21 protein-coding genes and 1 riboswitch are annotated in these 25349 nt (G+C 41.2%); of the genes, 17 read left to right on the forward strand and 4 right to left on the reverse strand.

The window, feature by feature from the left end:
- Positions 1–295: 295 nt before the first annotated feature.
- On the forward strand, positions 296–2152 hold the full coding sequence (locus GWD08_RS01505) for a heavy metal translocating P-type ATPase (RefSeq protein ID WP_159563972.1): 1857 nt from the start codon (positions 296–298) through the stop codon (positions 2150–2152).
- Positions 2153–2217: 65 nt separating this feature from the next.
- Positions 2218–2394, forward strand: coding sequence for a hypothetical protein (locus GWD08_RS01510; protein ID WP_159543665.1), 177 nt, complete (start codon positions 2218–2220; stop codon positions 2392–2394).
- A gap of 71 nt (positions 2395–2465) precedes the next feature.
- On the opposite strand, the gene GWD08_RS01515 is transcribed toward GWD08_RS01510, so the two are convergent.
- The gene (locus GWD08_RS01515; protein ID WP_159563973.1) at positions 2466–3407 is read right to left on the reverse strand and encodes a dihydroorotate oxidase; all 942 of its coding nucleotides are present in this window, start codon (positions 3405–3407) and stop codon (positions 2466–2468) included.
- Between the two features lie 233 nt (positions 3408–3640).
- Here GWD08_RS01515 and GWD08_RS01520 point away from each other — a divergent pair, with 233 nt between their 5' ends.
- The 6 genes from GWD08_RS01520 (at position 3641) to GWD08_RS01545 (ending at position 10099) form a co-directional block, all read left to right on the forward strand.
- Positions 3641–4336, forward strand: coding sequence for a phosphoglycerate mutase (locus GWD08_RS01520; RefSeq protein ID WP_159559746.1), 696 nt, complete (start codon positions 3641–3643; stop codon positions 4334–4336).
- A gap of 364 nt (positions 4337–4700) precedes the next feature.
- Complete coding sequence (locus GWD08_RS01525) at positions 4701–5222, forward strand: hypothetical protein (protein WP_159563974.1); 522 nt, start codon at positions 4701–4703, stop codon at positions 5220–5222.
- A 93-nt stretch (positions 5223–5315) separates the two neighbouring features.
- On the forward strand, positions 5316–6095 hold the full coding sequence (locus GWD08_RS01530) for a formate/nitrite transporter family protein (protein ID WP_159563975.1): 780 nt from the start codon (positions 5316–5318) through the stop codon (positions 6093–6095).
- Positions 6096–6165: 70 nt separating this feature from the next.
- Positions 6166–8253 (forward strand): penicillin-binding protein PBP2B, encoded by a 2088-nt coding sequence (gene pbp2b / locus GWD08_RS01535; RefSeq protein ID WP_408022831.1) that lies wholly within the window; start codon positions 6166–6168, stop codon positions 8251–8253.
- Between the two features lie 12 nt (positions 8254–8265).
- Positions 8266–8862: a recombination mediator RecR gene (recR, locus tag GWD08_RS01540; RefSeq protein ID WP_159543675.1), complete on the forward strand. Its 597-nt coding sequence runs from the start codon at positions 8266–8268 to the stop codon at positions 8860–8862.
- A gap of 190 nt (positions 8863–9052) precedes the next feature.
- The gene (locus GWD08_RS01545; RefSeq protein ID WP_159563976.1) at positions 9053–10099 is read left to right on the forward strand and encodes a D-alanine--D-alanine ligase; all 1047 of its coding nucleotides are present in this window, start codon (positions 9053–9055) and stop codon (positions 10097–10099) included.
- Positions 10100–10133: 34 nt separating this feature from the next.
- On the opposite strand, the gene GWD08_RS01550 is transcribed toward GWD08_RS01545, so the two are convergent.
- Positions 10134–10694: a folate family ECF transporter S component gene (locus GWD08_RS01550; RefSeq protein ID WP_159563977.1), complete on the reverse strand. Its 561-nt coding sequence runs from the start codon at positions 10692–10694 to the stop codon at positions 10134–10136.
- Between the two features lie 37 nt (positions 10695–10731).
- A riboswitch (THF riboswitch) is annotated at positions 10732–10822 on the reverse strand.
- A gap of 133 nt (positions 10823–10955) precedes the next feature.
- On the opposite strand from GWD08_RS01550, the gene GWD08_RS01555 reads away from it, so the two are divergent.
- From GWD08_RS01555 to GWD08_RS01580, 6 genes are all read left to right on the forward strand, one after another.
- On the forward strand, positions 10956–12317 hold the full coding sequence (locus GWD08_RS01555) for a UDP-N-acetylmuramoyl-tripeptide--D-alanyl-D-alanine ligase (RefSeq protein ID WP_159563978.1): 1362 nt from the start codon (positions 10956–10958) through the stop codon (positions 12315–12317).
- Between the two features lie 97 nt (positions 12318–12414).
- Positions 12415–13107 carry a TMEM164-related integral membrane acyltransferase gene (locus GWD08_RS01560; protein ID WP_159543683.1) on the forward strand — a complete coding sequence of 231 codons (693 nt, stop codon included), beginning with the start codon at positions 12415–12417 and terminating at the stop codon, positions 13105–13107.
- A 418-nt stretch (positions 13108–13525) separates the two neighbouring features.
- The gene (locus tag GWD08_RS01565) at positions 13526–15070 is read left to right on the forward strand and encodes a peptide chain release factor 3 (RefSeq protein ID WP_159563979.1); all 1545 of its coding nucleotides are present in this window, start codon (positions 13526–13528) and stop codon (positions 15068–15070) included.
- Positions 15071–15444: 374 nt separating this feature from the next.
- Positions 15445–16149 (forward strand): DUF6287 domain-containing protein, encoded by a 705-nt coding sequence (locus GWD08_RS01570; protein WP_159563980.1) that lies wholly within the window; start codon positions 15445–15447, stop codon positions 16147–16149.
- Between the two features lie 405 nt (positions 16150–16554).
- Positions 16555–18159 (forward strand): degradosome RNA helicase CshA, encoded by a 1605-nt coding sequence (gene cshA / locus GWD08_RS01575; RefSeq protein WP_159563981.1) that lies wholly within the window; start codon positions 16555–16557, stop codon positions 18157–18159.
- Between the two features lie 66 nt (positions 18160–18225).
- A complete protein-coding gene (locus tag GWD08_RS01580; protein WP_159559730.1) occupies positions 18226–20238 on the forward strand; it encodes a KUP/HAK/KT family potassium transporter in 2013 nt (670 codons plus the stop codon).
- 194 nt (positions 20239–20432) lie between these two features.
- Here GWD08_RS01580 and GWD08_RS01585 read toward each other — a convergent pair whose 3' ends face one another.
- Positions 20433–20699 (reverse strand): GIY-YIG nuclease family protein, encoded by a 267-nt coding sequence (locus GWD08_RS01585; RefSeq protein ID WP_159543693.1) that lies wholly within the window; start codon positions 20697–20699, stop codon positions 20433–20435.
- Positions 20692–21465 carry a tRNA1(Val) (adenine(37)-N6)-methyltransferase gene (locus tag GWD08_RS01590; RefSeq protein ID WP_408022830.1) on the reverse strand — a complete coding sequence of 258 codons (774 nt, stop codon included), beginning with the start codon at positions 21463–21465 and terminating at the stop codon, positions 20692–20694. The genes GWD08_RS01585 and GWD08_RS01590 overlap by 8 nt, the downstream gene beginning before the upstream one ends.
- 119 nt (positions 21466–21584) lie before the next feature.
- On the opposite strand from GWD08_RS01590, the gene GWD08_RS01595 reads away from it, so the two are divergent.
- The 3 genes from GWD08_RS01595 (at position 21585) to GWD08_RS01605 (ending at position 25338) form a co-directional block, all read left to right on the forward strand.
- The gene (locus GWD08_RS01595) at positions 21585–22322 is read left to right on the forward strand and encodes a lysophospholipid acyltransferase family protein (RefSeq protein WP_167547758.1); all 738 of its coding nucleotides are present in this window, start codon (positions 21585–21587) and stop codon (positions 22320–22322) included.
- A gap of 63 nt (positions 22323–22385) precedes the next feature.
- Positions 22386–23066, forward strand: a complete 681-nt coding sequence (locus GWD08_RS01600) for a ComEA family DNA-binding protein (RefSeq protein ID WP_159563983.1) — start codon at positions 22386–22388, stop codon at positions 23064–23066.
- On the forward strand, positions 23047–25338 hold the full coding sequence (locus GWD08_RS01605; RefSeq protein WP_159563984.1) for a DNA internalization-related competence protein ComEC/Rec2: 2292 nt from the start codon (positions 23047–23049) through the stop codon (positions 25336–25338). The genes GWD08_RS01600 and GWD08_RS01605 overlap by 20 nt, the downstream gene beginning before the upstream one ends.
- Positions 25339–25349: the final 11 nt, after the last annotated feature.

Below are 25349 nucleotides of genomic sequence, written 5' to 3' on the forward strand. Positions count from 1 at the left end.
AAGGACGAAAAAGTAGCAGCTTGGCAATGATGCTAAGTTTACTTATAGAATGCTCTTTTGCGTTGAGCTTACCAGACTTTTTTTAGTCAGCAGAATTATTGCTCAGTTCCTTTTGGGGTTTTGCCGCATCTTATTTTATCAACTAGATGAGTGCTCAACTTTTTCTGGTTACTTTTTAGAACTTCCATAACTGGTCAATTAATTTAGAATCATTCTAAATTACTTGACTTTTTATTTAGAATTATTATAATTAATATAAAGAATTATTTAGAACAATTCTAAATGGGAGGGAATTATGAGTTGGCTTAAAGAACACCTACACCTGCTTGAAACAGGGATATGTCTTGGCTTTTTATTATTGGGCGGGGCCTTGCTATCAGTCTACCCCCAAGTGGCATCTGCTTTTTTCATAGTTGCTTTTTTAATAGGCGGCTACGCTTCTGCCAAGACAGGGCTAACTGAGCTATTTCGTTATCACCATCTCTCGGTAGACATCTTAATGATTCTGGCAGCTATTGGTGCTGGGCTGATAGGTTACTGGTTAGAAGGTGCCCTGCTAATCTTTATCTTTTCTCTCTCAAACACTTTAGAAGAGATGGCTATGGAAAAGAGTCGCCATGCGATTTCTTCCTTAATGAGCTTAAGACCTGATATTGCTTGTAGAATTGATGATCAAGGTATAGCTACCACAGTTGAGACAAAGGATTTAGTCATTGGTGATCGGCTACAGGTTCGTAAAGGCGAAGCTGTACCTATTGACGGGGAATTGTTGAGTGATTTTGGTCAATTTGATGAATCAATGGTTACTGGTGAACCCCTTATCAGTGACAAGACGCAGGGAGCTGTGCTTATTGGTGGAACAATCAATCAAGGGCAAGCCATTGAGATGCAGGTAACGGTGGCAAATCAAGATACCCTTTTTGCTAAGATAATTACCCTTGTTGAATCAGCCCAGACGAAAAAGAGTCAAACAGCCACCTTTATTGAAAGCCTGGAAGACAGTTATGTCAAAGCCGTACTGATTTTAGTGCCTGTTTTTATACTTATTAGTCATTTCATCAGTGGTTGGACATGGCTAGATGCTTTTTACCGAGGCATGATCCTTTTAACTGTTGCATCACCTTGTGCTTTAATTGCCTCAACAGCTCCGGCCAGCCTTGCGGCTATTAGCTGTGCAGCTCGTAAGGGCTTAATTATCAAAGGCGGGGAAATTGTGGATAAGATGGGGCAGATTGAAGCAGTTGTTATGGATAAAACCGGAACCTTGACCCAAGGTAAACCAGCGGTGGTTGATAGTTACTATTGTATTGATAAAACCACAGTAGATGCTCTTGTGAAATCGGCTGAAGCAGCTTCGACCCATCCGATTTCAATCGCTTTGCTGGACTATACACAAGGACAAGCTAGCTTGCCCTTACAAACGATTGAAGAAATCCCTGGCCAAGGCTTTAAAGTACATTACCAAGAACAAGAATGGCGTATTGGGAAGAAATCCTTTGCCCTAGGGCAGCACCCCGCCATTAGTGAGTCCCTAGTAAAAGCGATTGATCGCTTAGAAAGGCAAGGAAAAACCTTAGTCTTTGTTAGTGTGGATGGTCAGTTGGCTGCCTATTATGCGCTCTTAGATACCCTAAAACCAGAAAGCCTAAAAGCAATTCAGGAATTGCATGCCATGGGCATCAAAACAATCATGCTAACGGGTGATCAAACAAAAACCGCAGACTATGTGGCACAACAATTAGGAGTAGATGAGGTTGTAGCCAATTGTCTCCCCCAAGATAAGGCTGCTTATCTGAGTGAGCTTAAAGCCAAATACGGCTTTGTGGCGATGGTTGGTGATGGGATTAATGATGCTCCAGCCTTAGCACAAGCGGATGTTTCTTATGCCATTGGCTCTGGCACCGATATTGCTATGGAAAGTTCAGACAGTGTCATTATGGATGATTTAACCCGAATCCCTTATTCGATACGCCTGTCCCGCCAGTTGCGTACCATTGTTAAAGAAAATATTGTTTTTGCTTTAGCTGTTATTACTTTGTTGATTTTGGCCAATATTTTCCAACTGGTCAATCTTCCTCTAGGAGTAGTGGGCCATGAAGGATCAACCATTTTAGTCATTTTAAATGGCTTGCGCCTTTTATCTTTCAAATAAGGAAACTTGTTATTCCCCTTTTAATTGGTTATAATGAACTTAAGTGAATGTAATAGGGGGTTGCTATGATTTATATCATCCTAGCTGTTTTTTTGGGCTTTAGCCTTATTAAGATTATAGCCTTTAAAAAATATTTCGAGCAATTTGCTCCAAGCAAGCGCCGTAAGGGTCAGCGCAGCCATAAAGATTATTTTCATGGTTACATGGAAGAAGATGACAAAGATGATCGTTCCCTATTTTAAAAAAGGAAGTTGAGCAAAAGCCCAGCTTCCTTTTAGCTTATTTGGTGCAGATAGACTGCACGGTCTAGGTTTTAACCACAGGATAAATAGTGCAGTTTTCCACGGAAATCCGCTAATGTTTCATAACCTTTCTCTGACATGATAGCCTTAAGTTCTGTGGTAATGCGCTGGAAAATCTCAGGGCCTTCTTGTTGGAGAGCAGTGCCGATTTGGACCATGCTTGCTCCGCATAAAATATGCTCAAAGGCATCGCGCCCACTTGCCACACCACCCGTACCAATAATCGCAATGGATGGTTTTAAGCGTTGATAAAAGGCGTGCACATTGGCCAGGGCAGTTGGCTTAATATAAGCACCTCCAATACCACCAAAACCGTTTTTGGGTTTAATAACCACTTGCTCATCGTCAAGGACAAGCCCATTGCCAATTGAGTTAACACAGTTGACAAAGCTTAGAGGGTATTGGTTAAAAATTGCTGCCGCTTGGTCAAAATGAACCATATCAAAATAAGGAGGTAACTTGATACCCAAGGGCTTAGTATAGTACTGGAAAATCTCTTTTAAAATGAGATCAGTTGCTTCAAAATCATAGGCAATTTGTGGTTTACCAGGAACATTTGGGCAAGAAAGATTGAGTTCTACGAGCCCTTGATAATCTGATTGCTGTACCGTTTTTAAAATAGTATGGGTGTCCTCAGGTGATAGACCAACCAGGGATAAAAAATGCTGTTTACTATTGGGCTTTTGTTGCAATTCGGTCACAAAATCTAAATAATAGGCAAAACCATGATTGGGTAAGCCCATTGAATTAATAGAGCCCAGTTTTGTTGCCTTGTAGCGTGGTTCAGGGTTGCCAGACCGAGCCTCCAGGGTGCCTGTCTTGGTGACAAAAGATCCCGCTAGGGATGCATCAATAGCCAAGAGTTCTTCTTTTGTCATACAGTAAACGCCGGCTGCATTCATCAGACAATTATCAAAAGTAAACGTTGCAATCTGTGTCGCAGTTGAAACCATGAGATCCTCCAAAAGTTGACAAATTTTTTCTATTCTATCACCGATAATCAGTTCAGGCAAGCTAAAACTGATGATGTTAAGGAAAAATATGAAATTTCCGAACAATGAATAGTTTCATGATAGTCTCATAAGCTTTTCAATTTTATGGGAATAGGCTAGCTTTTTCCCCACTTTTTTAGTAAAATAGAGGGTGAAATAGGTTTTAAACCTTAAACAAAAGGAGACATTAACGAATGGTAAAATTAGTTTTCGCTCGTCATGGTGAGTCTGAATGGAATAAAGCTAACCTTTTTACTGGCTGGGCAGACGTTGACCTATCAGAAAAAGGAACCCAACAAGCAATTGATGCTGGAAAATTAATCAAAGAAGCAGGTATTGAGTTTGATATTGCCTTCACCTCAGTATTGAAACGTGCGATTAAAACAACAAATCTCGCCCTTGAAAATGCGGATCAACTCTGGGTACCCGTTGAAAAATCATGGCGCCTAAACGAACGTCACTATGGTGGTTTAACAGGTAAAAACAAAGCAGAGGCAGCAGAACAATTTGGCGATGAACAAGTTCATATTTGGCGTCGTTCTTATGATGTTTTACCTCCAGATATGGCAAAAGATGACGAATATTCAGCACATACCGATCGTCGTTACAGTCACCTTGATAACTCTGTGATTCCAGATGCCGAAAACCTAAAAGTTACCTTGGAACGTGCACTTCCATTCTGGGAAGACAAGATTGCCCCAGCACTTGTTGATGGTAAAAATGTCTTTATCGGTGCGCACGGTAACTCTATTCGCGCTCTTGTAAAACACATTAAACATCTATCAGATGATGAAATCATGGATGTGGAGATTCCAAACTTCCCACCACTTGTTTTCGAATTTGATGATCAATTAAACCTAACTGCTGAATATTATTTAGGTGGAGAATAAGCTGAGAATGCATCAGTCAGCCACTGATGACAGATTGGAGCTATCATCTCATTGAGATGATAGCTTCATTTTTTTTTAACTTGAGCAGCCGGATCGGTCATATCAGCTTTGAGCTCCTTACCTTGAAATGACGCTTTCATCGGTTTTATTGATTTTCTCTTTAAGGCTTCCACAAAGCAGTGCTTGATGCCTGTGTGCTTTGGCTCTGCCCTCATTTTAGCAGTGTTAAACAGTCACTTCCTAACCATTGGTGGAAGAAGGGCTGCCATCAGAGCTTGAGAAATGCCTTTAGCACAATTGCGCTTTACATATGTCTTGACACCTGTAAAGTGAATGCTTATAATGAATGGAGAAAGGAGTAGACATGTCACAACACAAATCACGCACGATTGCCTTATCTGCTATTCTAACAGCCTTTGGTATTCTCATTCCTCTCATTATGCCCTTTAAGGTTATTATTGGCCCAGCTTCATTTACCCTAGCCAGTCATGTTCCCTTGTTCTTAGCCATCTTTGTATCACCTCTTGTGGGTATCTACGTTAGTCTGGGGGTAACACTTGGTTTTTTCCTTGCTGGTTTTCCCATTGTCATTGTCTTACGAGCACTGTCGCAAATTGTCTTTACTATCATAGCAGCCTGGTACTGGAAGTACCATCAAGCTAAACTAAAGCAAAAACCACTAGCTCTCTTTTTGTTTGCCTTTGCCATTAATGTTATTCATGGCCTGGGTGAATTATTAGCAGTCTTGCTCTTTAGCCTGACCGGCCAAATCAATTTGCCTTATCTAGGCTCCCTAGTTGTCTTGGTTGGGCTTGGGACGCTGATTCATGGACTTTGTGATTTTTACCTCGCCTACTATTTAATGAAGATTATAAAACTACGGTAAGCCCCAGTCCTTTCTGCATGAAAGGGCTTGCTTTTTTGTTTAGAAATGCTATACTTGTTAATAAATTCACATAAAAAGGGGACAAACGATAAGGTGAAAAGTCCAGAGCAGATTTTGGCTGCCACGGTGGTAGCTGGTCATCATAAGCTTGAAAAGCCTTTCTTAGCAAAGGCAATTTTAGGTTTTATTGGTGGGACCATGATTAGTTTAGGGTATCTCTTATATATTCGCATTGCAGCCAGTGCGCTAGAGACCTTTGGCCCCTTTTCAAGTATTTTAGGTGCTTGTGGTTTCCCAATTGGCTTGATCATTATTCTCATGGCAGGGGGCGAACTTATCACTGGCAATATGATGGCTGTTTCTGCTGCCTTTTTTGCAAAAAAGGCCAAAGGTTGGGATTTGCTTAAAAATTGGTTAATGATTACGATATGTAATGTGCTTGGCGCAATTTTTGTGGCTTATGTCTTTGGTCATTTTGTCGGCTTAACAGCTCATGGTATTTTCAAAGCAGAGGTCATTGAGGTTGCCCATACCAAAATTGCAGCGGGCCCCTTACAAGCATTTGTCTCGGGCATAGGTTGTAATTGGTTTGTTGGCTTATCCTTGTGGTTGAATTATGGTGCACAAGATGCTGCTGGCAAGGTTTTGGGAATCTGGTTTCCAGTAATGACATTTGTAGCTATTGGCTTTCAGCATAGCGTAGCAAATGCTTTTGTCATTCCGGCAGCCATCTTTGAGCATGGCGCTACTTGGTTTGCTTTTTTAGAAAATTTTGTCTGTGTTTATCTCGGGAATGTTGTTGGTGGGGCAGTCTTTGTTAGCCTTTTCTATTATTTAGCCTATAAACAATCGCTGGCGCTAAAAGCAGACTAAAAATTATGAGACTGGGTTAGTAAAACTCAGTCTTCTTTTTGGGTTTTGTGATAAAATAGAAAGATAGTCTGTGAAGGAGGATAAACCCATTAAAACAAGTCATGTAACCGAGGCGCACGATGTTAAGAAACCTAATATCCTTCGTCGCATTTTATTACTGTTTTTCATTATTGTTAGTCTATTTTCCATCTTGCTTGTCCGTTTAGCCTACATGCAGATAACTAATCATGCCTTTTACATGAAAAAATTACAGGCATCAACGGTTTATCGGGTGAAAAGTTCCAGACCGCGCGGCAAAATCTATGATAGCCAGGGGAAAATGCTAGTGTCAAATGCGGTTTTGGATGTGGTGTCCTTTACCCGCAGTCAAGATGCCACGGCAAAAACGATTAAGTCCTTGGCCAAGGACTTGTCGCAATATGTGCGTTACTCTGAGCAGCCTGTTTCTTTAAGAGCCCAAAAAGATTATTACCTTGCTGATCCAGAGACTTATCAAAAAGTTGTTAAGGCTTTGCCCCATTCTGACAAATATGACAAATTCGGCAATAAACACACAGAAGCTACGATTTATAAACATGCACTGCATGCGATTCCTAAAAAGGCCCTCAACTATTCGACCGAAGAATTAAAAATAATTGCTGTCTTTAATCAGATGAATCATGTGCCAACCTTTAATACTGTATCTTTAAAGACCAAGGCCCTAACAGAACAAGAAATTGCTTACTTAGTTGCTAATAAGGATAAATTACCAGGAATTTCTGTCTCAAGTGATTGGAATCGTCGCATCACAGATAGTAGCCTAGCTTCTATTATTGGTAAGGTATCAAGCCAAGAAGCAGGCTTACCCCAGGAAGAGGCACAGGAATATTTAAAGCGAGGCTATTCTTTAAATGATCGTGTTGGCACCTCTTATCTGGAAAAAGCATATGAAAAAGAATTGCAAGGACAGCATGAAATCAGAGAAATTAAAACCAACAAGGAGAATAAGGTTGTTTCAGATAAGGTGATTGCCCAAGGACAAGCCGGACAAAACCTTAAATTAACCATTTCGACTGACTTCCAAAACGAGGCGGAAGCTATCGTTACGCAACGCTTTAACGAAGAACTCTCAAAAGGCATCGCTAGGTATTCAGATGGGGCTTATGCTGTGGCTCTCAATCCTAAAACAGGGGCAATTTTGGCTATGGTAGGTTTAGACCATAATCCAAGCACAGGAGCCCTACAAAAGAATGCTCTAGGAACTATTACCAATGTCTTTACACCTGGTTCTGTGGTCAAAGGAGCAACCCTTGCTGCTGGTTGGCAAACAAAAGCTATTAATGGCAATCAGGTGTTAACAGACCAGCCCATTCAGTTTGGTAATTCCAAGCCTATTAATTCATGGTTTACAGTTGGCCAGCAAAATATTACCGCAGTACAAGCGCTTGAATACTCATCCAATACCTATATGGTTCAGGTTGCCTTAAAAATGATGGGCCAAGAATACCATACAGGCATGGCATTGATGACGAAAGGGACGAAAGAAACCATGGATAAGCTGCGAGCCACCTATGCTGAATTTGGCTTAGGAACAGCAACAGGCATTGACTTACCAGGTGAGTCAAAAGGATATCTAACAAAAGATTACAGTGCTTCAAATGTGATTACAGAGGCCTTTGGCCAGTATGATAACTACACACCCATGCAATTAGCCCAATATGCTGCTACGGTCGCTAATGGAGGAAAACGGCTTGCGCCTCACCTAGTAGCAGCCTTCTACCAGAATGATGGAAGTGATAAGTTGGGTAAAAAAATCAAAGAGCAAGCCACGCACCTGCTCAATAAGGTTAACCTGCCCGCAGAAAATATGGCTCTCATTCAAGAAGGTTTTTATCAAGTGGTCAATAGCTCTAGCCCTTATGCAACAGGTAAGTATTTGGCAGGCGGACCGACAGTTATCAGTGCTAAAACAGGGACAGCTGAAACTACTAGTAAGGATAACTTAGGGAACCCTATTGATACCTTTAACCTGAATGTGGTGGCTTACGGGCCAAGTGCGGATCCGCAAATAGCTGTAGCTATTATGTACCCCCATACGACAGATGCCTTGGCTAAGGCACATGAATTGATGGCTAAAGACATTATTAATCTTTATATGACCAAATATGCAAATAAATAAAGGAGGGTGCTTGTGCTTTACCCAACACCAATTGCAAAATTAATCGAAAGCTATGCAAAATTACCCGGCATTGGTATTAAAACGGCAACTCGTTTGGCCTTCTATACGATTGGTATGAGTGATGAGGATGTCAATGATTTTGCCAAAAATCTTTTGGCTGCAAAACGCGAACTGACTTATTGCTCAGTTTGTGGAAATCTAACCGATGACGATCCCTGTGCGATCTGTCAAGATCCCAGCCGAGATAAATCCTTGATTTTAGTGGTTGAAGACTCCAAGGACGTCAGTGCTATGGAAAAGATTCAGGAATATCATGGCCTCTATCATGTTTTGCAAGGCCTCATCTCACCCATGAACGGTGTTGGACCTGATGATATTAACCTTAAGTCCTTGATTACCCGCCTCATGGATAACCAAGTAGAAGAAGTCATTGTCGCCACCAATGCAACGGCAGATGGTGAAGCCACCTCTATGTATATTTCCCGCGTATTAAAGCCAGCTGGTATTAAAGTTACCCGCTTAGCTCGTGGCTTAGCCGTTGGCTCTGATATTGAGTATGCTGATGAGGTCACGCTCTTACGAGCCATTGAAAACCGAACAGAATTATAGTATACGACAAAAAGCGCAAAAATATTTTACAGTGATGCTAGCTACTAAAAGAGAGTGCTCATCGGTAATTAACAAAAGGCCAGGTTAGCACTGATTATGAGCGGCAGCGCCTTAGTTGGTATTGACTTTGAAATGCCCTGCAATTTTTGTTATAATGAGTTGACTTTGATACAGAAATGGGAAGAAGACAATGGGAAAAGAAACAATCATTTTATTGTATGGCGGACGTTCTGCTGAACGGGAGGTTTCGGTCTTATCAGCGCAAAGCATTATGCGGGCTATTGATTATGATAAGTATGTTGTGCAGACCTATTTTATTTCGCAAGCAGGTGATTTTTACAAGACACAAACCTTTTCTCAAACGCCTGATTCGACCGAGCAGTTAATGACAAATGCTAGTATTGACGAGGCTTTTGCTATTAAACCAAGTGATATTTATGACAAAAATGCAGTTGTCTTTCCCATCTTACATGGGCCAATGGGAGAAGATGGTTCCATCCAGGGTTTTCTTGAAATTCTCAAAATGCCCTATGTGGGCACAAATATCTTAACCTCAAGTGTTGCTATGGACAAAATCACGACTAAGCGCGTGCTAGCATCAGTTGGCGTACCACAAGTTGCCTATACTGTCTATATTGAAGGGCAGCCCCTAGAGGCAAGCATCCAAGAAACGATGGCCACATTGGATTTTCCTGTATTTGTCAAACCAGCTAATATGGGTTCTTCCGTTGGCATTTCCAAAGCTGAGAACAAAGATGAGCTAGTGGCAGCAATACAAGTGGCCTTAACATATGATAGCCGTATTTTAATTGAACAAGGCCTTGATGCCCGCGAAGTAGAAGTTGGTTTACTGGGAAATAGTGACATCCAAACGACCCTACCAGGCGAGATTGTTAAAGACGTAGCCTTTTATGATTATCAGGCCAAATACATTGACAATCAGATTACCATGGCAATTCCAGCCCAGCTACCAGCTGATAGTGCTGAACAAATGCGGCACTACGCCCGCCTGGCCTTTCAAGCCCTGGGCGGCTGTGGCCTTGCTCGGTGTGATTTTTTCTTAACCACAGATGGTCAGATCTATCTCAATGAGTTAAATACCATGCCTGGCTTTACCCAGTGGTCCATGTATCCCTTGCTATGGGAACATATGGGTCTTAGTTACAGTGACTTGATTAGCCAATTAGTCGCGCTAGCTAAGGAAATGTTTGCTGGTCGTGAGAGCCATTTAATTTAAAAAAGAAAAATAGAGTGGGATGTCACTCTATTTTTTAGTTGAGATCAGATAGTTTTTTCACTTCGGGAATATTTTGCAGAGCTGGCACGACGAGCATAGTGACAAGCACACGAATCGGGATTTCAAAGATTTTTAGCCACCGACCTGCTGCAAATTGAGCCCAAAAGGGCACATGATAGTAAATCTGGATTAATAAGGGCGTAAAAATAAAGGTCCCAATCAGCATGATTAAAATGGTTGCCACTGAAACATAGAGCCAGTCTTTTTTACGATTGATAGATAAGGGTTTATGATAGAAAAACCAGCCATAGAAAAATCCTTGTGTGGCTTCCATCAATGTCCACCAGATGATAAAATTGCTTGAACCGCTGGTGAGATTGTCAACCACATCAATGAGGGCAAAACTTAAGAAAGCCCAAAGTGGCCCAGCAATCATCCCAATAACGATATTAACAATAAAAACAAATGAGACCACTAACTGTTGGGGAATAATGGGAATGGAAAATTTTCCCACTACAATGGCCAAAGCTACTAGCATAGCAAGCGTGACGAGACGTTGCACAGTCATGGTCGGTAATTTCATAAAATGTGTCATAGTTACTCCTTTTTAATTAGTGGAGCTGTTAATCGGTAACAGCGGATGCAGTGATTTATCGCACCTAAAGTTTCGTTGCATGACGACATCCCATTCATGCACACTTAACGCAAATCACTTACTCTGTTGGAGTTAGTTTTAAACTAAACTCCACTGTTTATTGTAACATAAATTTCACCATTGAAAAGAAGGAGTTGAAATGGGGAAAATGTGTTATAATGAAGAAGAATCACTACAGATAGCGTTGAAAAAGGATAGTATATGAAATTAACATTACATGAAATAGCACGTGTGGTGGAGGCCCAAAATTCAGTTTCCGAATTTGATGACGTTCCGCTGAAAAACATTGAATTTGATAGTCGTAAGATTACACCAGGAGATTTCTTTCTCCCTTTAAAAGGGCAGCGTGATGGACATGATTTCATTGCCCAAGCTTTTGAAAAAGGCGCTGTTGCGACTTTTTCAGAAAAACCAGTGCCAGGTCATACCTATATTTTAGTAGAGGATTGCCTAAAGGCCTTCCAACAGTTAGCCAGCTACTACCTTGAGCGAAAACGAGTGGATGTGATAGCCGTAACCGGCTCAAATGGTAAAACAAGCACCAAGGATATGATTGCATCCATCTTAGCAACGACCTATAAAACCTACCAAACCCAAGGAAATTATAATAATGAAATCGGCTTGCCTTATACTATCATGCACATGCCAGCAGAGACAGAAAAGATTGTTCTTGAGATGGGGCAAGACCGTATGGGTGATATTCATCTTTTATCTGAGATTGCTAAACCTCATATTGCCGTTGTAACCTTGATTGGCGAAGCACATCTGGAATTTTTTGGCAGCCGCGAAAGGATTGCCCAAGGTAAAATGCAAATTACAGATGGGATGGATTCTCATGGGATCTTGATTGCTCCAGAAGACCCAATCATTGATCCTTATTTGCCTGAAAACCAGATGGTCATCCGTTTTGGTGCTGGCCAGGAAATCTTTGTTGAAACAATTCAAGAAGCAAAAGACTCCTTGATTTTTAAGACAAACATTTTGCCACGGCCTGTTCATTTGCCATTGACTGGGAAATACAATGCTACTAATGCAATGGTTGCAAGCTATGTTGGTAAGCTTTTAGCAGTTGCTGATGAAGACATTATTGACGCTTTAGAACACATCCAACTGACCAAGAATCGTACGGAATGGAAGTACACTTCAAATGGCGTTTCCATCTTATCTGATATTTACAATGCTAACCCCACTGCGATGCGACTTATCTTAGAAACCTTCACAAAGATTGAACCAGCAGGTCAGGGGCGTAAGATTGCTTTATTAGCTGATATGAAAGAGCTGGGCTCTGACTCAATAGCGATGCATTCTCAACTCATTACCAGTCTTGAGCCTGAGCATTTGGACTACCTAATTTGTTATGGCTCTGATATTTCTGAGCTAGCTCAGTTGGCAAGCCAACTGTTCCCTCTTGGTCATGTTTATTATTTTAAAAAGACAGCAGAGGAGGACCAATTTAGAGAAATGATGGCTTGTTTAGAACACTTGCTCCAAGCAGATGATCATCTTTTATTAAAAGGTAGCCATTCTATGCAGTTAGAGCGCATTTTAGAACAATTACTATAACTGAGTGAAAATTCATACATTTTCTTTTGGAATTATTTTTTGCATCTTGTCCTCTCATTGGGGTTAGGGTATAATGAAAAAACGAGAAAGGAATGCTATGGATTTTTTTAATATTGCCCCGGGAAGTTTTCCACAGCCATCAGTAGCGTTCTACATTAGTACGCTTTTGATGGCCCCTTTATTGATTTTAATGACTTGGCGTTACCATCATAATCGCTATTATCGAGCTTGTTTTTTAATCTTACAATTTTCACAATTGCTCGCCCTTTATGGTTGGTTTGCTCTCAAGGGCTTTCCCTTAAGTGAAGCTCTCCCCCTTTATCATTGTCGTATTGGGATGCTGGCTATTTTTTTCTTTCCTGATAAAAGCCGCCTCAAACAGCTGTTTATGCTGTTAGGAGTGGCAGGCTCATTGCTTGCCTTGTGTTGTCCAGATTTTTATCCTTATCCCTTATTCCATGTTTCCAATGTAGCTTTTTATCTGGGACATTATATGCTTTTAGTGAATGCGATGATTTATCTCTTTCAGTATTATCAGCCAGCTAAAACCAGTCTGCACTACTGTCTGACGCGTTTAGCTGTGATTAATGCTTTGATTGTAGCGGTCAATACTGTGACAGGTGGTAACTATGGCTTTTTAGCTGACCCACCAATCATCCATACCCACTTTGTCCCTGTCAATTTCCTTTTGGTAACAGGAGTTCTTGTCTTAATTGCAAAGCTGGTTGAATTGATTTGGCTTAAGCTCATTTACCTATCACAAGATAAAACACTTCTATTGAGTAAGTAGGCCTATATTGCGAAAGCCTTTAAAATTAGCTATAATAAAAAAGCTGGAAAGTTACTTTCAAGCTCTTATGAGAATCAAGACCTACTTAGGCTTAGGGCATCTATCGCTTTGATTCTCTAGTGAGCACAACAAAAGGATAGGTTAGAAAAAATCAATAAGGTACCATCTGATACTAATCTCTTATAAACCAAGCTAGTAATCGGCTGATCTTTGATGAATACTGGTCTAGAGATGGGAAAAAAGCTGCTTGTCTACCTTGTTTTAAGCCAACCTTTAAATAAGGAAGTGAGTGAAAGTCGCTTTAACGCAAACCGACTTTTGACCCACTCCCTTTTATGTTTTTGAGGAGAAAATAGTCCAATGTAACTAGAATGATTCGTTCAACATGCTATTAAGTCACACTAATGAAGGAAAGATTATGACATTACAAGAAGAAATTCAAAAGCGGCGAACATTTGCCATCATCAGTCACCCGGACGCGGGGAAGACAACCATTACCGAACAATTGCTTTATTTTGGAGGCGAGATTCGTGAAGCCGGTACGGTTAAAGGGAAAAAAACTGGAACTTTCGCCAAATCAGATTGGATGGATATTGAAAAGCAACGGGGTATCTCAGTGACCTCCTCTGTGATGCAGTTTGATTATGCTGGTAAGCGTGTGAATATTTTAGATACGCCAGGCCATGAGGACTTCTCAGAAGATACCTATCGAACTTTGATGGCTGTTGACGCTGCTGTCATGGTGGTGGATTCAGCCAAGGGGATTGAAGCTCAAACCAAGAAACTTTTCGAGGTGGTTAAGCATCGCAATATCCCAGTATTTACCTTTATTAATAAGTTAGACCGCGATGGCCGAGAACCGCTGGAACTCTTGCAAGAATTAGAAGACATTTTAGGCATTGCGGCCTATCCGATGAACTGGCCCATTGGGATGGGAAGAGCCTTTGAGGGCTTATACGATTTACATAATCAACGATTAGAACTCTATAAAGGGAAAGAGCGTTTTGCTTCCTTGGAAGCCGGTGCGCGTTTATTTGCCAGTAACCCTTTTTACAATCAAACCCTTGAAGATATTGAACTCTTAGAAGAAGCAGGCAATCATTTTTCAGCCCAAGCCGTTACCAAAGGCCAGCTCACACCAGTTTTCTTTGGCTCAGCTTTAACTAATTTTGGTGTGCAAACCTTTTTAGATACCTTCTTAGAATTTGCACCTGAGCCCCATGGTCATCAGACAAGTGATGGTCAGCTGATTGATCCTTTTGCAAAAGATTTTTCAGGCTTTGTCTTTAAGATTCAGGCTAACATGGATCCACGTCACAGGGACCGGATTGCTTTTGTGCGGATTGTTTCGGGCGAATTTCAAAAAGGCATGGCTGTTAACTTGACCCGAACTGGCAAGGGAGCGAAGTTATCCAATGTTACACAATTTATGGCCGAGGCGCGCGAAAATGTGCAAAATGCGGTGGCCGGAGATATTATTGGGGTTTATGATACGGGAACTTATCAAGTTGGTGATACTTTAACCGTCGGTAAGCACAAATTTGAGTTTGAACCACTACCGACCTTTACGCCGGAATTGTTTATGAAGGTTTCTCCTAAAAATGTCATGAAGCAAAAGTCCTTCCATAAAGGGATGGAACAGCTAGTGCAAGAAGGAGCTGTGCAGCTTTATAAGAATTACCAGACGGGTGAGTACATGTTGGGTGCTGTTGGACAACTCCAATTTGAAGTGTTTAAACACCGCATGGAAGGCGAATACAATGCCGAAGTGGTGATGACACCGATGGGGAAAAAGACAGTCCGTTGGATTAAAGAAGAAGATCTTGATCAGCGGATGTCTTCAAGTCGTAATATCCTAGCCATCGATCGCTTTGAGCAACCCGTTTTCCTTTTTGAAAATGATTTTGCCTTACGTTGGTTTGCAGATAAGTATCCAGATGTCACTCTGGAAGCTAAAATGTAAGAACCTGTCTCATGTGGACAGCAAAACATTTGTTTTACATAAGATAATAGGTTAATGCGCCCAAGAGCTTAGAACAAAGCTTTTGGGCTTTTTTGGCACATTGGCTCACTTGAGGGTTGGCGAACAACTAGGATCACCAGGTAAGCCCCAGGCCCATCTCAGTCTATTCTTGTGCTTAAGGCTACGTCATCTGCTACAAACACTAAAGAGCCGATTCTTGTGAGAAGGTACGGTTACTTTTGCTTAACATATTGGTTAAAAAAGCTGCCCAAAATGTCATATTTGTAATAAAGTTTACAAAAATATTACAAAACTATTGAAAAAATATTTTGGTGATGCTATACTAATAAAAAAATAAAAGGATTGTGTTAATTATGATTAAAAAATTAGCAAAATATATGACTGCTTTTGTGCTTATTTTGGCTCTTAGCTCTTCTTTAGTTGGTTGCCACAAGCAAAAGCCAGCAAAATTGCCGAAATCAGCCGCTGATCACTTTCAAAAGAACAGTAAGTCCATAAGTGACTCAAACGAGTCGCAGTCGCAGACTTCTGATTCGTCAAAGGCAAGTAAGGGCAAAGCACCAAGGAAAGCCTCACCTCAGCCAGCTGATCAGTCCTCCAAAGCAAGTATACAGGCCTCGGTTGCTGCAGCTCCCGTTCAAGGACAAAAGCAGGCTGCTAGTCAAGCTGTTACTCAAGCGCCGAGTAACTTTCAGTCAAGCATTGCTATTTCAGCATTATTAAAGGGTGACTATTCAAGCATTGCTGGTAAATGGCAAAATGACTTGGGTCAGGGCTTGCTTATCCATCCTAATGGCCAGGTGAGCACCTATCAAGTTGGTGATGGCAATGACAAAGAACTCGGCCAACAAATGATTGTGCCACATAACACAACTAATGTCCAAAACGTTTATCAGGGCGGTATTAGTAGTGTAGGAGCAGAGTCAATCGGAGCTGCCTTTTTTGTGACCCCTGCTGGTCAGACAGTACCAAATACCAATACTATCTTAGAAAGAGATACCATTTTTGTCGGTCAAAGTACTGAAGAACTGCAGCATCTCTATGTCCGAGTTCAATAAAAGGCTTTTAATAAAACTAAAGCCAGTCAAGGAAAGGACATCAGCCAAAAGAAGCAAGAAAAGGGATATAGAGATTGCTTAACAATGACATGCTGGATTAAAACATCAAAAAGACCTTCTTTTGTTTATCCTTTATTAGGGTTAGTGTTTTTGTACAAAGAGGAGGAACTCAAAGAAAGCCTAAACGAAGGTGCAAACTAATTAAGCAGGTATTGTGATAATCAGATATTTTGCCAGGGCTAATAGGATAAAAAATAAAGCAAAAGCATATTAAAACCCTTACATAGCTTATTTCCTATCTTTTTAGCTTTTATTATGTTACACTAAATAGGTTGTTAATCGAACGACAACTATTAAAAGGTTTATAAGGCAGCTTCGCACTGCCTTTTTAGAAAAGAGAAACAATTGAAATTTACAGAATTTAATTTATCAAAAGACATCCAATCAGCTGTTGTAACAGCAGGATTTGAAAAAGCATCTCCTATTCAGGAAATGACCATCCCTCTAGCACTAGAAGGAAAAGATGTCATCGGTCAAGCCCAAACCGGTACGGGGAAAACAGCGGCCTTTGGTTTGCCAACTTTAAATAAAATTGTGATTGAACGCAATACAATCCAAGCGCTTGTGATTGCACCAACACGTGAATTAGCGGTGCAAAGTCAAGAAGAACTCTTTCGCTTTGGTCGCCAAAAAGGTGTCAAGGTCCGCTCTGTCTATGGTGGTTCCTCAATTGAAAAACAAATTAAGGCCCTAAAATCAGGTGCTCATGTTGTTGTGGGAACGCCCGGCCGACTACTTGATCTCATCAAACGCAAGGCGCTCAAGCTAGATCATGTGGAAACCCTGATTCTAGACGAAGCTGATGAAATGCTTAACATGGGCTTTTTAGAAGATATTGAGGCCATTATTAGTGAGGTTCCCACAGAACGTCAAACCCTTTTGTTTTCAGCAACCATGCCTGAGCCTATTAAACGCATTGGTGTCAAATTTATGAAAAATCCTGACCATGTCAAGATTGAAGCTAAGGAATTGACCAATGTGAATGTGGAACAATTCTATATTCGTGTTAAGGAGCAAGAAAAATTTGATACCATGACCCGCTTGATGGATGTTGACCAACCAGAGCTTTCGATTGTGTTTGGTCGGACAAAGCGGCGTGTGGATGAATTGACGCGCGGTTTGAAATTACGAGGTTTTCGTGCCGAAGGCATTCATGGAGATTTAGACCAAAATAAACGCCTTCGTGTGATTCGTGATTTTAAAAATGACCAGATTGATATTCTCGTTGCCACTGACGTTGCCGCGCGTGGTTTGGATATTTCTGGTGTTACTCATGTCTACAATTATGATATTCCACAAGATCCAGAAAGCTATGTTCACCGCATTGGCCGAACTGGTCGTGCAGGAAAATCAGGCCAATCCATTACCTTTGTTTCGCCAAATGAAATGGGTTACTTGACCATTATTGAAAATTTAACGAAAAAGCAAATGCGTGGTTTAAAGCCACCAACTGCAAATGAAGCCTTTCAAGCTAAGAAAAAGGTTGCCCTCCAAAAAATCGAACGTGATTTTGCAGATGACACAATTCGCAGTAATTTCGACAAATTCAAAGGCGATGCCGTCCAATTAGCAGCTGAGTTTAGCCCTGAAGAATTAGCTCTTTATATCCTTAGCTTAACAGTGCAGGATCCAGATTCCCTGCCAGCTGTCGAGATTGCGCGTGAAAAACCGCTACCATTTAAATATGTTGGTGGTGGCCATGGCAATAAGTCCAATAAGGGTGGCCGTAATCGTCAAAACAAAGATCGCTATGGTCGTGGCAAGCGTCGAAATGATCGTAAACGTGGTTATCATGACGGAGAAAAACGTTACAACCAGCGTGATCGCCGTGACAGCCATGATAATGGTGGTAATCGCAAGGCAAAACGCCATGCAAATGATTACTATAACAAAGATAAACAGACCTCAAGCAAAGATAAGGGCTTTGTTATCCGCCATAAAGGTGAATAAATAGAATCTGTTATAATGGTCTCATCCAAATTTGGAATTTTTAATTAGGCTAGGAGGACGATTGGGATGTCTAGTGCCAATCACCTGCCCTTTGACAAAGCGACAAAGGCAGGCTTTATTATTGCTCTTGGAATTGTTTATGGTGATATTGGGACCAGTCCCTTGTATACTATGCAATCGTTAGTGGAAAATCAAGGAGGATTAAGGCAGGTGTCAGAATCTTTTATTATAGGTTCTGTCTCTTTAATTTTCTGGACTTTGACACTCATTACGACTATTAAATATGTTTGGATAGCTCTAAAAGCTGACAATCATCATGAAGGAGGGATCTTTTCGCTCTATACTTTGGTTCGTAAAATGTCACCATGGCTAATCGTTCCAGCCATGATTGGAGGCGCTACCCTTTTGTCAGATGGAGCACTGACACCAGCAATGACAGTAACTTCAGCTATTGAGGGTTTAAAGGCTGTACCGGGCATTAGTGCCATTTATCAAAATCAAACCAATGTGATTGTCACCACTTTGCTCATACTTTTGACGCTCTTTGGTATTCAGCGGTTTGGCACGGGCTTTATTGGCAAATTATTTGGCCCGGTCATGTTTATCTGGTTTAGTTTCCTTGGTCTGACGGGTCTTTTTAATAGTTTTGGCCATCTCGCTATTTTTAAGGCCATTAACCCTTATTATGCCATTCATTTGCTTCTTAGTCCGGAAAATCATCGTGGTATTTTTATTCTAGGCTCAATCTTTTTGGCAACGACAGGTGCAGAAGCCCTGTACTCTGATATGGGTCATGTTGGGCGGAGTAACATTTATGTGAGCTGGCCTTTTGTCAAGGCTTGCATCCTTTTATCTTACTGTGGACAAGGCGCTTGGATTTTAGCTAATAAGCATAGTGGGATTGACCTTAATCCTTTTTTTGCCAGTGTTCCTGAAAACTTTCGCGTCTATGCAGTTATTTTGGCAACTCTGGCAGCTATCATTGCCTCGCAGGCTTTAATAACGGGCTCTTTTACCCTCGTGTCTGAGGCTATGCGCTTGAAAATCTTCCCACTATTTCGGGTCACCTATCCGGGGGCTAATTTAGGGCAACTCTATATACCGGTGATTAACTGGGCACTTTTTCTGATTACATCTAGCACAGTGCTGTATTTTCGTAGTTCGGAACATATGGAAGCAGCCTATGGCTTAGCGATCACTATTACCATGCTGATGACGACTGTTTTGCTTAATTACTTCTTAATTAAAAGGGGTACCAGTTCCATCTTAGCCCACCTGCTCATGTCTTTTTTTGCCCTGATTGAGTTTATTTTCTTCTGGGCTTCCGCGGTCAAATTTTTACGTGGCGGTTATGTTGTTGTCTTGATTGCACTTGCGATTATCTTTTTAATGTTTATCTGGCATCAAGGAACGCGTATTGTTTTCAAGTATGTGAAATCTCTTGATTTAATGGATTATAAAGATCAAATCAAGGCCTTGCGTGATGATGAGCGGATTGATTTTTACCAAACCAATGTTGTCTACCTAACAAACCGCATTCGGGATAATTTAATTGATCGTTCCATTCTTTACTCTATTTTGGATAAGCGGCCTAAACGCGCACAAGTTTACTGGTTTGTTAATGTCAAAGTAACAGATGAACCCTATACGGCCAAATATAAAATTGATATGCTAGGAACCGACTATATGGTTAAAGTAGAGCTCTTTTTAGGCTTTAGGATGCCCCAGTCTGTCCCTCGTTATCTGCGCACCATTGTTCAAGACCTAATGGAAAGTGGTCGTTTACCCAAGCAAGTTCAAGATTACTCCATCACCCCTGGTCGAACGGTTGGAGATTTTAAATTTGTGATTATCGAAGAACGCGTCTCCAACGCCCGAAAGCTCAGCGGATTTGAGCGATTCATTATGCAAACCAAAGCAAGCATTAAACACTTTACAGCCACACCAATGCGCTGGTTTGGCTTACAGTATTCAGAAGTCGCCGTTGAGGTTGTGCCCCTCATTTTATCGGATATTTTGAAATTACCTATTAAAGAATACGTTCCTGCTATCGAAAGTGATACCAGTGCTAAAAAATAACAAAGTGAGGCAAAACCACAAGGACTACAGGCAGTTCATGTGCTTTGTCTCACTCTTTTTTTGACGGATGCTTAATATCGCTAAGCAAGGCCTAAGGCCTGATAAGGCTGCGCTAACCAATGAAGCTAGGTAGGCAGGTGTTCTCTTTTGCACTTAGCCAAGCTGTTAAAAATTAGCCATATCCATAAATAGGGTTAGGGTTTTGTTTGCTGCCTTGCAATATAAGCTAATTTTTCTTGTCGACTTTTTTGTTTAAAATAGCTCTCAGCACTCATGGCTGCTTGCTTACTGGGAAAAGCTTCGACATATCGAAGAACGACTGGCCGCCTATGGCGTGTGTACTTAGCCCCCTTACCCGCATTATGTGCTTTGAGGCGTTTTTGGACATCAGTGGTGTAACCAGTGTACAAGGTGTGGTCTGCGCATTCTAAAACATACATGTAGGCTTGCTGTTTACTCATGCGGGCCGTCCTTGCTTGTTGGTTTTTGACCAAAATAAATCTCAAAAATGGTATCGGTATAGTCCCCATTATCTTGGTGGACAATAAGCGGTGCTAACACCTGCATCCCCTCAATGGAGCCGTCTTTAATAGCTTCGATGAGTAGTAGATTAGCTTGACGCTGAGCTTTTGGATAGACAAATTGGATACGTTTTGGGGCGAGCTTGTATTTGCGCAAGCAATCAATAATCTCAATAAATCGATCTGGACGATGCACCATGGCCAGACGGCCGTTCGATTTGAGGGCGTGTTGACTAATTTGGCAGATCTCTTCTAGATTGGTTGTGATTTCGTGCCGCGCCAGCAGATAATGCTCAGAAACATTCTTACGTGACGTCTCTGTCGCTTTAAAATAGGGCGGATTACAGAAAATAAGGTCAACGCCTGAACGGGGAACATGCGTTAGTAAGTTCTTCAAATCATCCTGAACCATTGTAACTTGTTCCTCTAAGTGGTTCAGGCTAATGGAGCGCTTGGCCATATCTGCTAGGCGCTCTTGCAGTTCGATTCCAATAAGCTTTGCTTTGGTTTGTGTACTTGCAAACAGGCCGACTGCACCGTTACCTGCGCACAAATCAACGATAAGCCCTTTGCTTGGGATGCGTGGAAAGCGTGATAGTAAAACACTATCAATGGAGTAACTAAAGACATCCTTGTTTTGGATAATTTTGACATCGCTAGAGAACAGCTGATCAATTCGTTCCCCGTCTTTGAGAGTTATATTCATAATAATTATTATAGCAAAATTCTGAGTCTGCTGATAGTCTTCTCCCAATGCTTACTCAGGCTTTGCTATTAGTCGTAATCATGGTACAATAAATAAGATATTTATGAAGGAGAATGCCTGTGTTTTATGCTTATTTAAGAAGCCTTGTTATGGCACTGTTATGGGTAGCTAACGGCAATGCCCATTATCATCATCAAGATCGCATCTTGCCTGTGGAGGAAAATTACATTTTAGTGGCTCCTCACCGAACCTTCTGGGACCCTGTCTATATGGCCTTTGCTGCCCGTCCTAAGCAATTTATCTTTATGGCCAAAAAAGAGTTGTTTCAGAACCGGTTATTTGCTTGGTGGATTAAAATGTGTGGAGCCTTTCCGATTGATCGGGATAAGCCTGGTTCGGATGCCATCAGGTATCCTGTTAATATGTTGAAAAAAGCCGATAAATCCTTGGTTCTTTTTCCAAGTGGGAGTCGTCATTCAAATGAACTCAAGGGAGGGGTAGCTGTTATTGCCAAGATGGCAAAAGTTAAGATTATGCCCGCAACCTACGCTGGACCACGTACCCTTAAAGGCCTTCTTAAAGGCGAACGGGTGGATATGAACTTTGGTCAAGCTATTGATGTTTCTGATATTAAACGGATGGATGATGAGGGGATCCAAGAAGTATCACGGCGAATACAAGCAGCCTTTACAAGGCTAGATCAAGAAACATCAGCCTACCAGCCAGGTAAACGCCTGAATATCCTGACTTATCTTTATCGTATTCCTCTAGGCTTGCTCTTGCTTGTGGTGGTGCTTTTAACTATGATTTTTAGTTATCTGGCAAGTTTTGTCTGGGATCCTGATAAACATCATTAAAAAATGTCTACAAGGGCATTTTTTTGTTGGCTTTTTTCGAATAATACAATGAAAGGAGACGAGATGTTCAATCAGATAAAACAAAAGCTAACAGTAATTACCACGCTGCCATCACGTAGACCCTATCTACTCATGGCTTTTTTACTATTACTTTTAGTGCTCATGCTTCTTGTTAGTGTCACTAGCTGTCATCGATCAGCAAGCTCCAAGCCGGTTTCGCCAGCTGAATTCAGCTTTACCAGTCAGAGTTCACCAGACACTACTAGCCAAGAACAAGACACTAAAAAAACAGAAGACATCGTAGTAGATGTGAAAGGCGCGGTCAAAAAAGAGGGGGTTTATCAGTTAGCAAAGGGCAGTCGTTTAACAGATGCTATTGCTTTAGCGGGTGGTCTAACAGAGGATGTTGATCGAAATGCAGTGAACTTTGCTATCAAGTTAACCGATGAGTCGGTGGTTTATATTGCTCGAAAGAGTGACCACAAGGCTCCTGTGACGGTTAGTCAAGCACAAGAGGCAGCCCAAGGACCCTCTTCTCGGGCCTCAAAGCAAGCGATTAATATCAATCAAGCCACATTAGCAGATTTGATCCAAATACCAGGAGTAGGTGAAAAGCGGGCTCAAGAGATACTTACTGTGCGAGAACAGCTGGGAGGTTTTAACAAGTTAGAAGATTTAAAAAAAGTATCAGGTATCGGACCTAAGATGATTGAAAAACTAAAAGATGAGATTACGATTGATTAAGGCTTATTGTATCAAACCCGTTCATTTGGCGTTTTTAGTTTTGTTACTTTATTTTACCTTCCACACTTTCTTTCAAGCCTTTGAAGGGTATTGGTTGATTATTTGGGGCCTTGTTTTTCTTCAATTAGCGCGCCAATATTGCTGGCAAAAACTTCTTTTTACTGGAGGCTGTTTGCTTATTTTTAGTTGCTGGTTCTTTTGGCAGTTTAGTAAAGTTCAGGTAGAGCCATCAGCAAGAAATGTTGATTTAGCCCAGGTAACTCTGAATCCTGATTCCATTACCATTGATGGTGACTTAATGACAGGAGTGGTTCATAGTAAAGGTCAGGCCTATCGGTTGTCCTATCGCCTCCAAAGTCAAAAAGAACAACGGTTTTATCAGAAGTTGACCTCAATCGTTCAGTTACAGGGTGATTTCATTGTGGAGCAGCCAAGTGGGCGGCGAAATCCCAAAGGTTTTGATTACCAAGCTTACTTGCGCCATCAGCAATTAAAGGGCCTGCTTGCACCCAAACATCTCAGAGTGACAGCGATGTGCCAGCCACAGCGATTGACCGAGTACCTTGCAGTTTGGCGCCGAAAAGCAATCGTTTATGCTCAGACGTCATTTCCAAAACCATTATCACATTACATGACAGGACTCTTATTTGGGTATTTGGATAAGGATTTTTCAGAAATGGCTGATCTCTATAGCCAATTGGGGATTATCCATTTGTTTGCCCTATCTGGTATGCAAGTTGGTTTTTTCATGCGGGCATTTCGTAAAGTCATGCTTGGTTTACAGCTACCCTTAGAAATTATTCCTTATTGTGAACTGATTTTTTCTGTGATGTATGCTGGAATGACAGGTTATAGTATTTCGGTCTTACGAAGTCTGATCCAAAACAGTCTATCACAATTTCGCGTGCGAGGACTAGATAATCTAGCGCTTACCTTTTTGATAATGTTTTTCTTGCAACCCTTTTTTCTAGCGACCATTGGTGGCCAACTCAGTTTTGGCTATACCTTTATGCTGATAGTAATGACCTTTGATGAGCTGAGCGGTAAAAAGCGAGCGGTGTTTCAATGTTTAGCAGTGTCTTTAGCTGTTATTCCAATCATCTTATTTCATTTTTCAACATTTAACCCGCTTGCCATTCCACTAACTTTCATTTTTGGCCTCTTTTTTGATCTATTCTTGCTCCCTTATTTGTGCTTGGCTTTTTGCTGCACACAAGTATTGGCGAAGCTTCTAAATCCTATCAATCATACTATAAATGCAGTGCTTCATCAGCTAGAAAGAGGAATTCATTTATTAGCTGAGTGTCTTTTTACCCAAATGACTTTTGGTAGTCCCTGTGTTTGGCTCTTGGTCCTGTTGCTTTTAATGATAGCGGTGGCTTATGATTTTCGAAAGAAGACATCACGACTAGTTGCTAGTCTTACTATAGTATTTGCTCTTTTTTGGGGAATGGGCCAAGCCGTCTATAATGAAATCACTATTGTCGATGTGGGTCAGGGTGATAGCATTTTGTTAAGAGATATGTACCAAAAGACAATTTTAATTGATGTTGGCGGTTATCCTAGCCCACCTAAGGAAGCCGCATGGCGTAAGCGACATACAAAAGCTAATGCTGAGCGAACCTTGATTCCCTACCTAAAGAGTAAGGGTATTCGTACCATTGATCAGCTCATTATTACACATGCTGACTTTGATCATCGTGGTGATTTGCCTTGGGTACATCAACATTTTAAGATCAAGGAAGTCTTGGTTAGCCCAGGCAGCCTTAGCAATAGACAGTTTGCTCAACAATTGCGGAAATTCAAACTCAAGGTCAAAATTTTAAAAGTTGGTGACAAAATCCCGATAATGGGTTCTCATCTGGTAACCCTTTATCCCTTTCAAGCTGGTGATGGAAAAAATAATGACTCCTTGGTCTTATATGGACACTTACTGAATCAACGTTTTTTGTTTACAGGAGATATTGAAGAAGAGGCCGAGGCTGCCTTACAAGAACATTACCCTTCTTTAAAGGTAGACATCTTAAAAGCGCCTCATCATGGTTCCAAGGGTTCATCAACAGAAGATTTTCTCAAGCAAATCCAGGCAAAAACAGTCTTGATTTCAGCTGGCCAAAACAATCATTTTAAGCACCCGCATCCTCAAACGCTAGAGCGTTACAAAAAGCAAAAGATGACTGTTTATCGTACCGACAAAGATGGGGCGATTCTTTTGAAAGGCTGGCGCAACTGGCATATTAGTACCACTCGAAAAATGCATAAAGATGACTAGTATTTACGAAG

Origin of the sequence: Streptococcus halichoeri, from assembly GCF_009870755.1 — a bacterium.
GTDB lineage: Bacteria > Bacillota > Bacilli > Lactobacillales > Streptococcaceae > Streptococcus > Streptococcus halichoeri.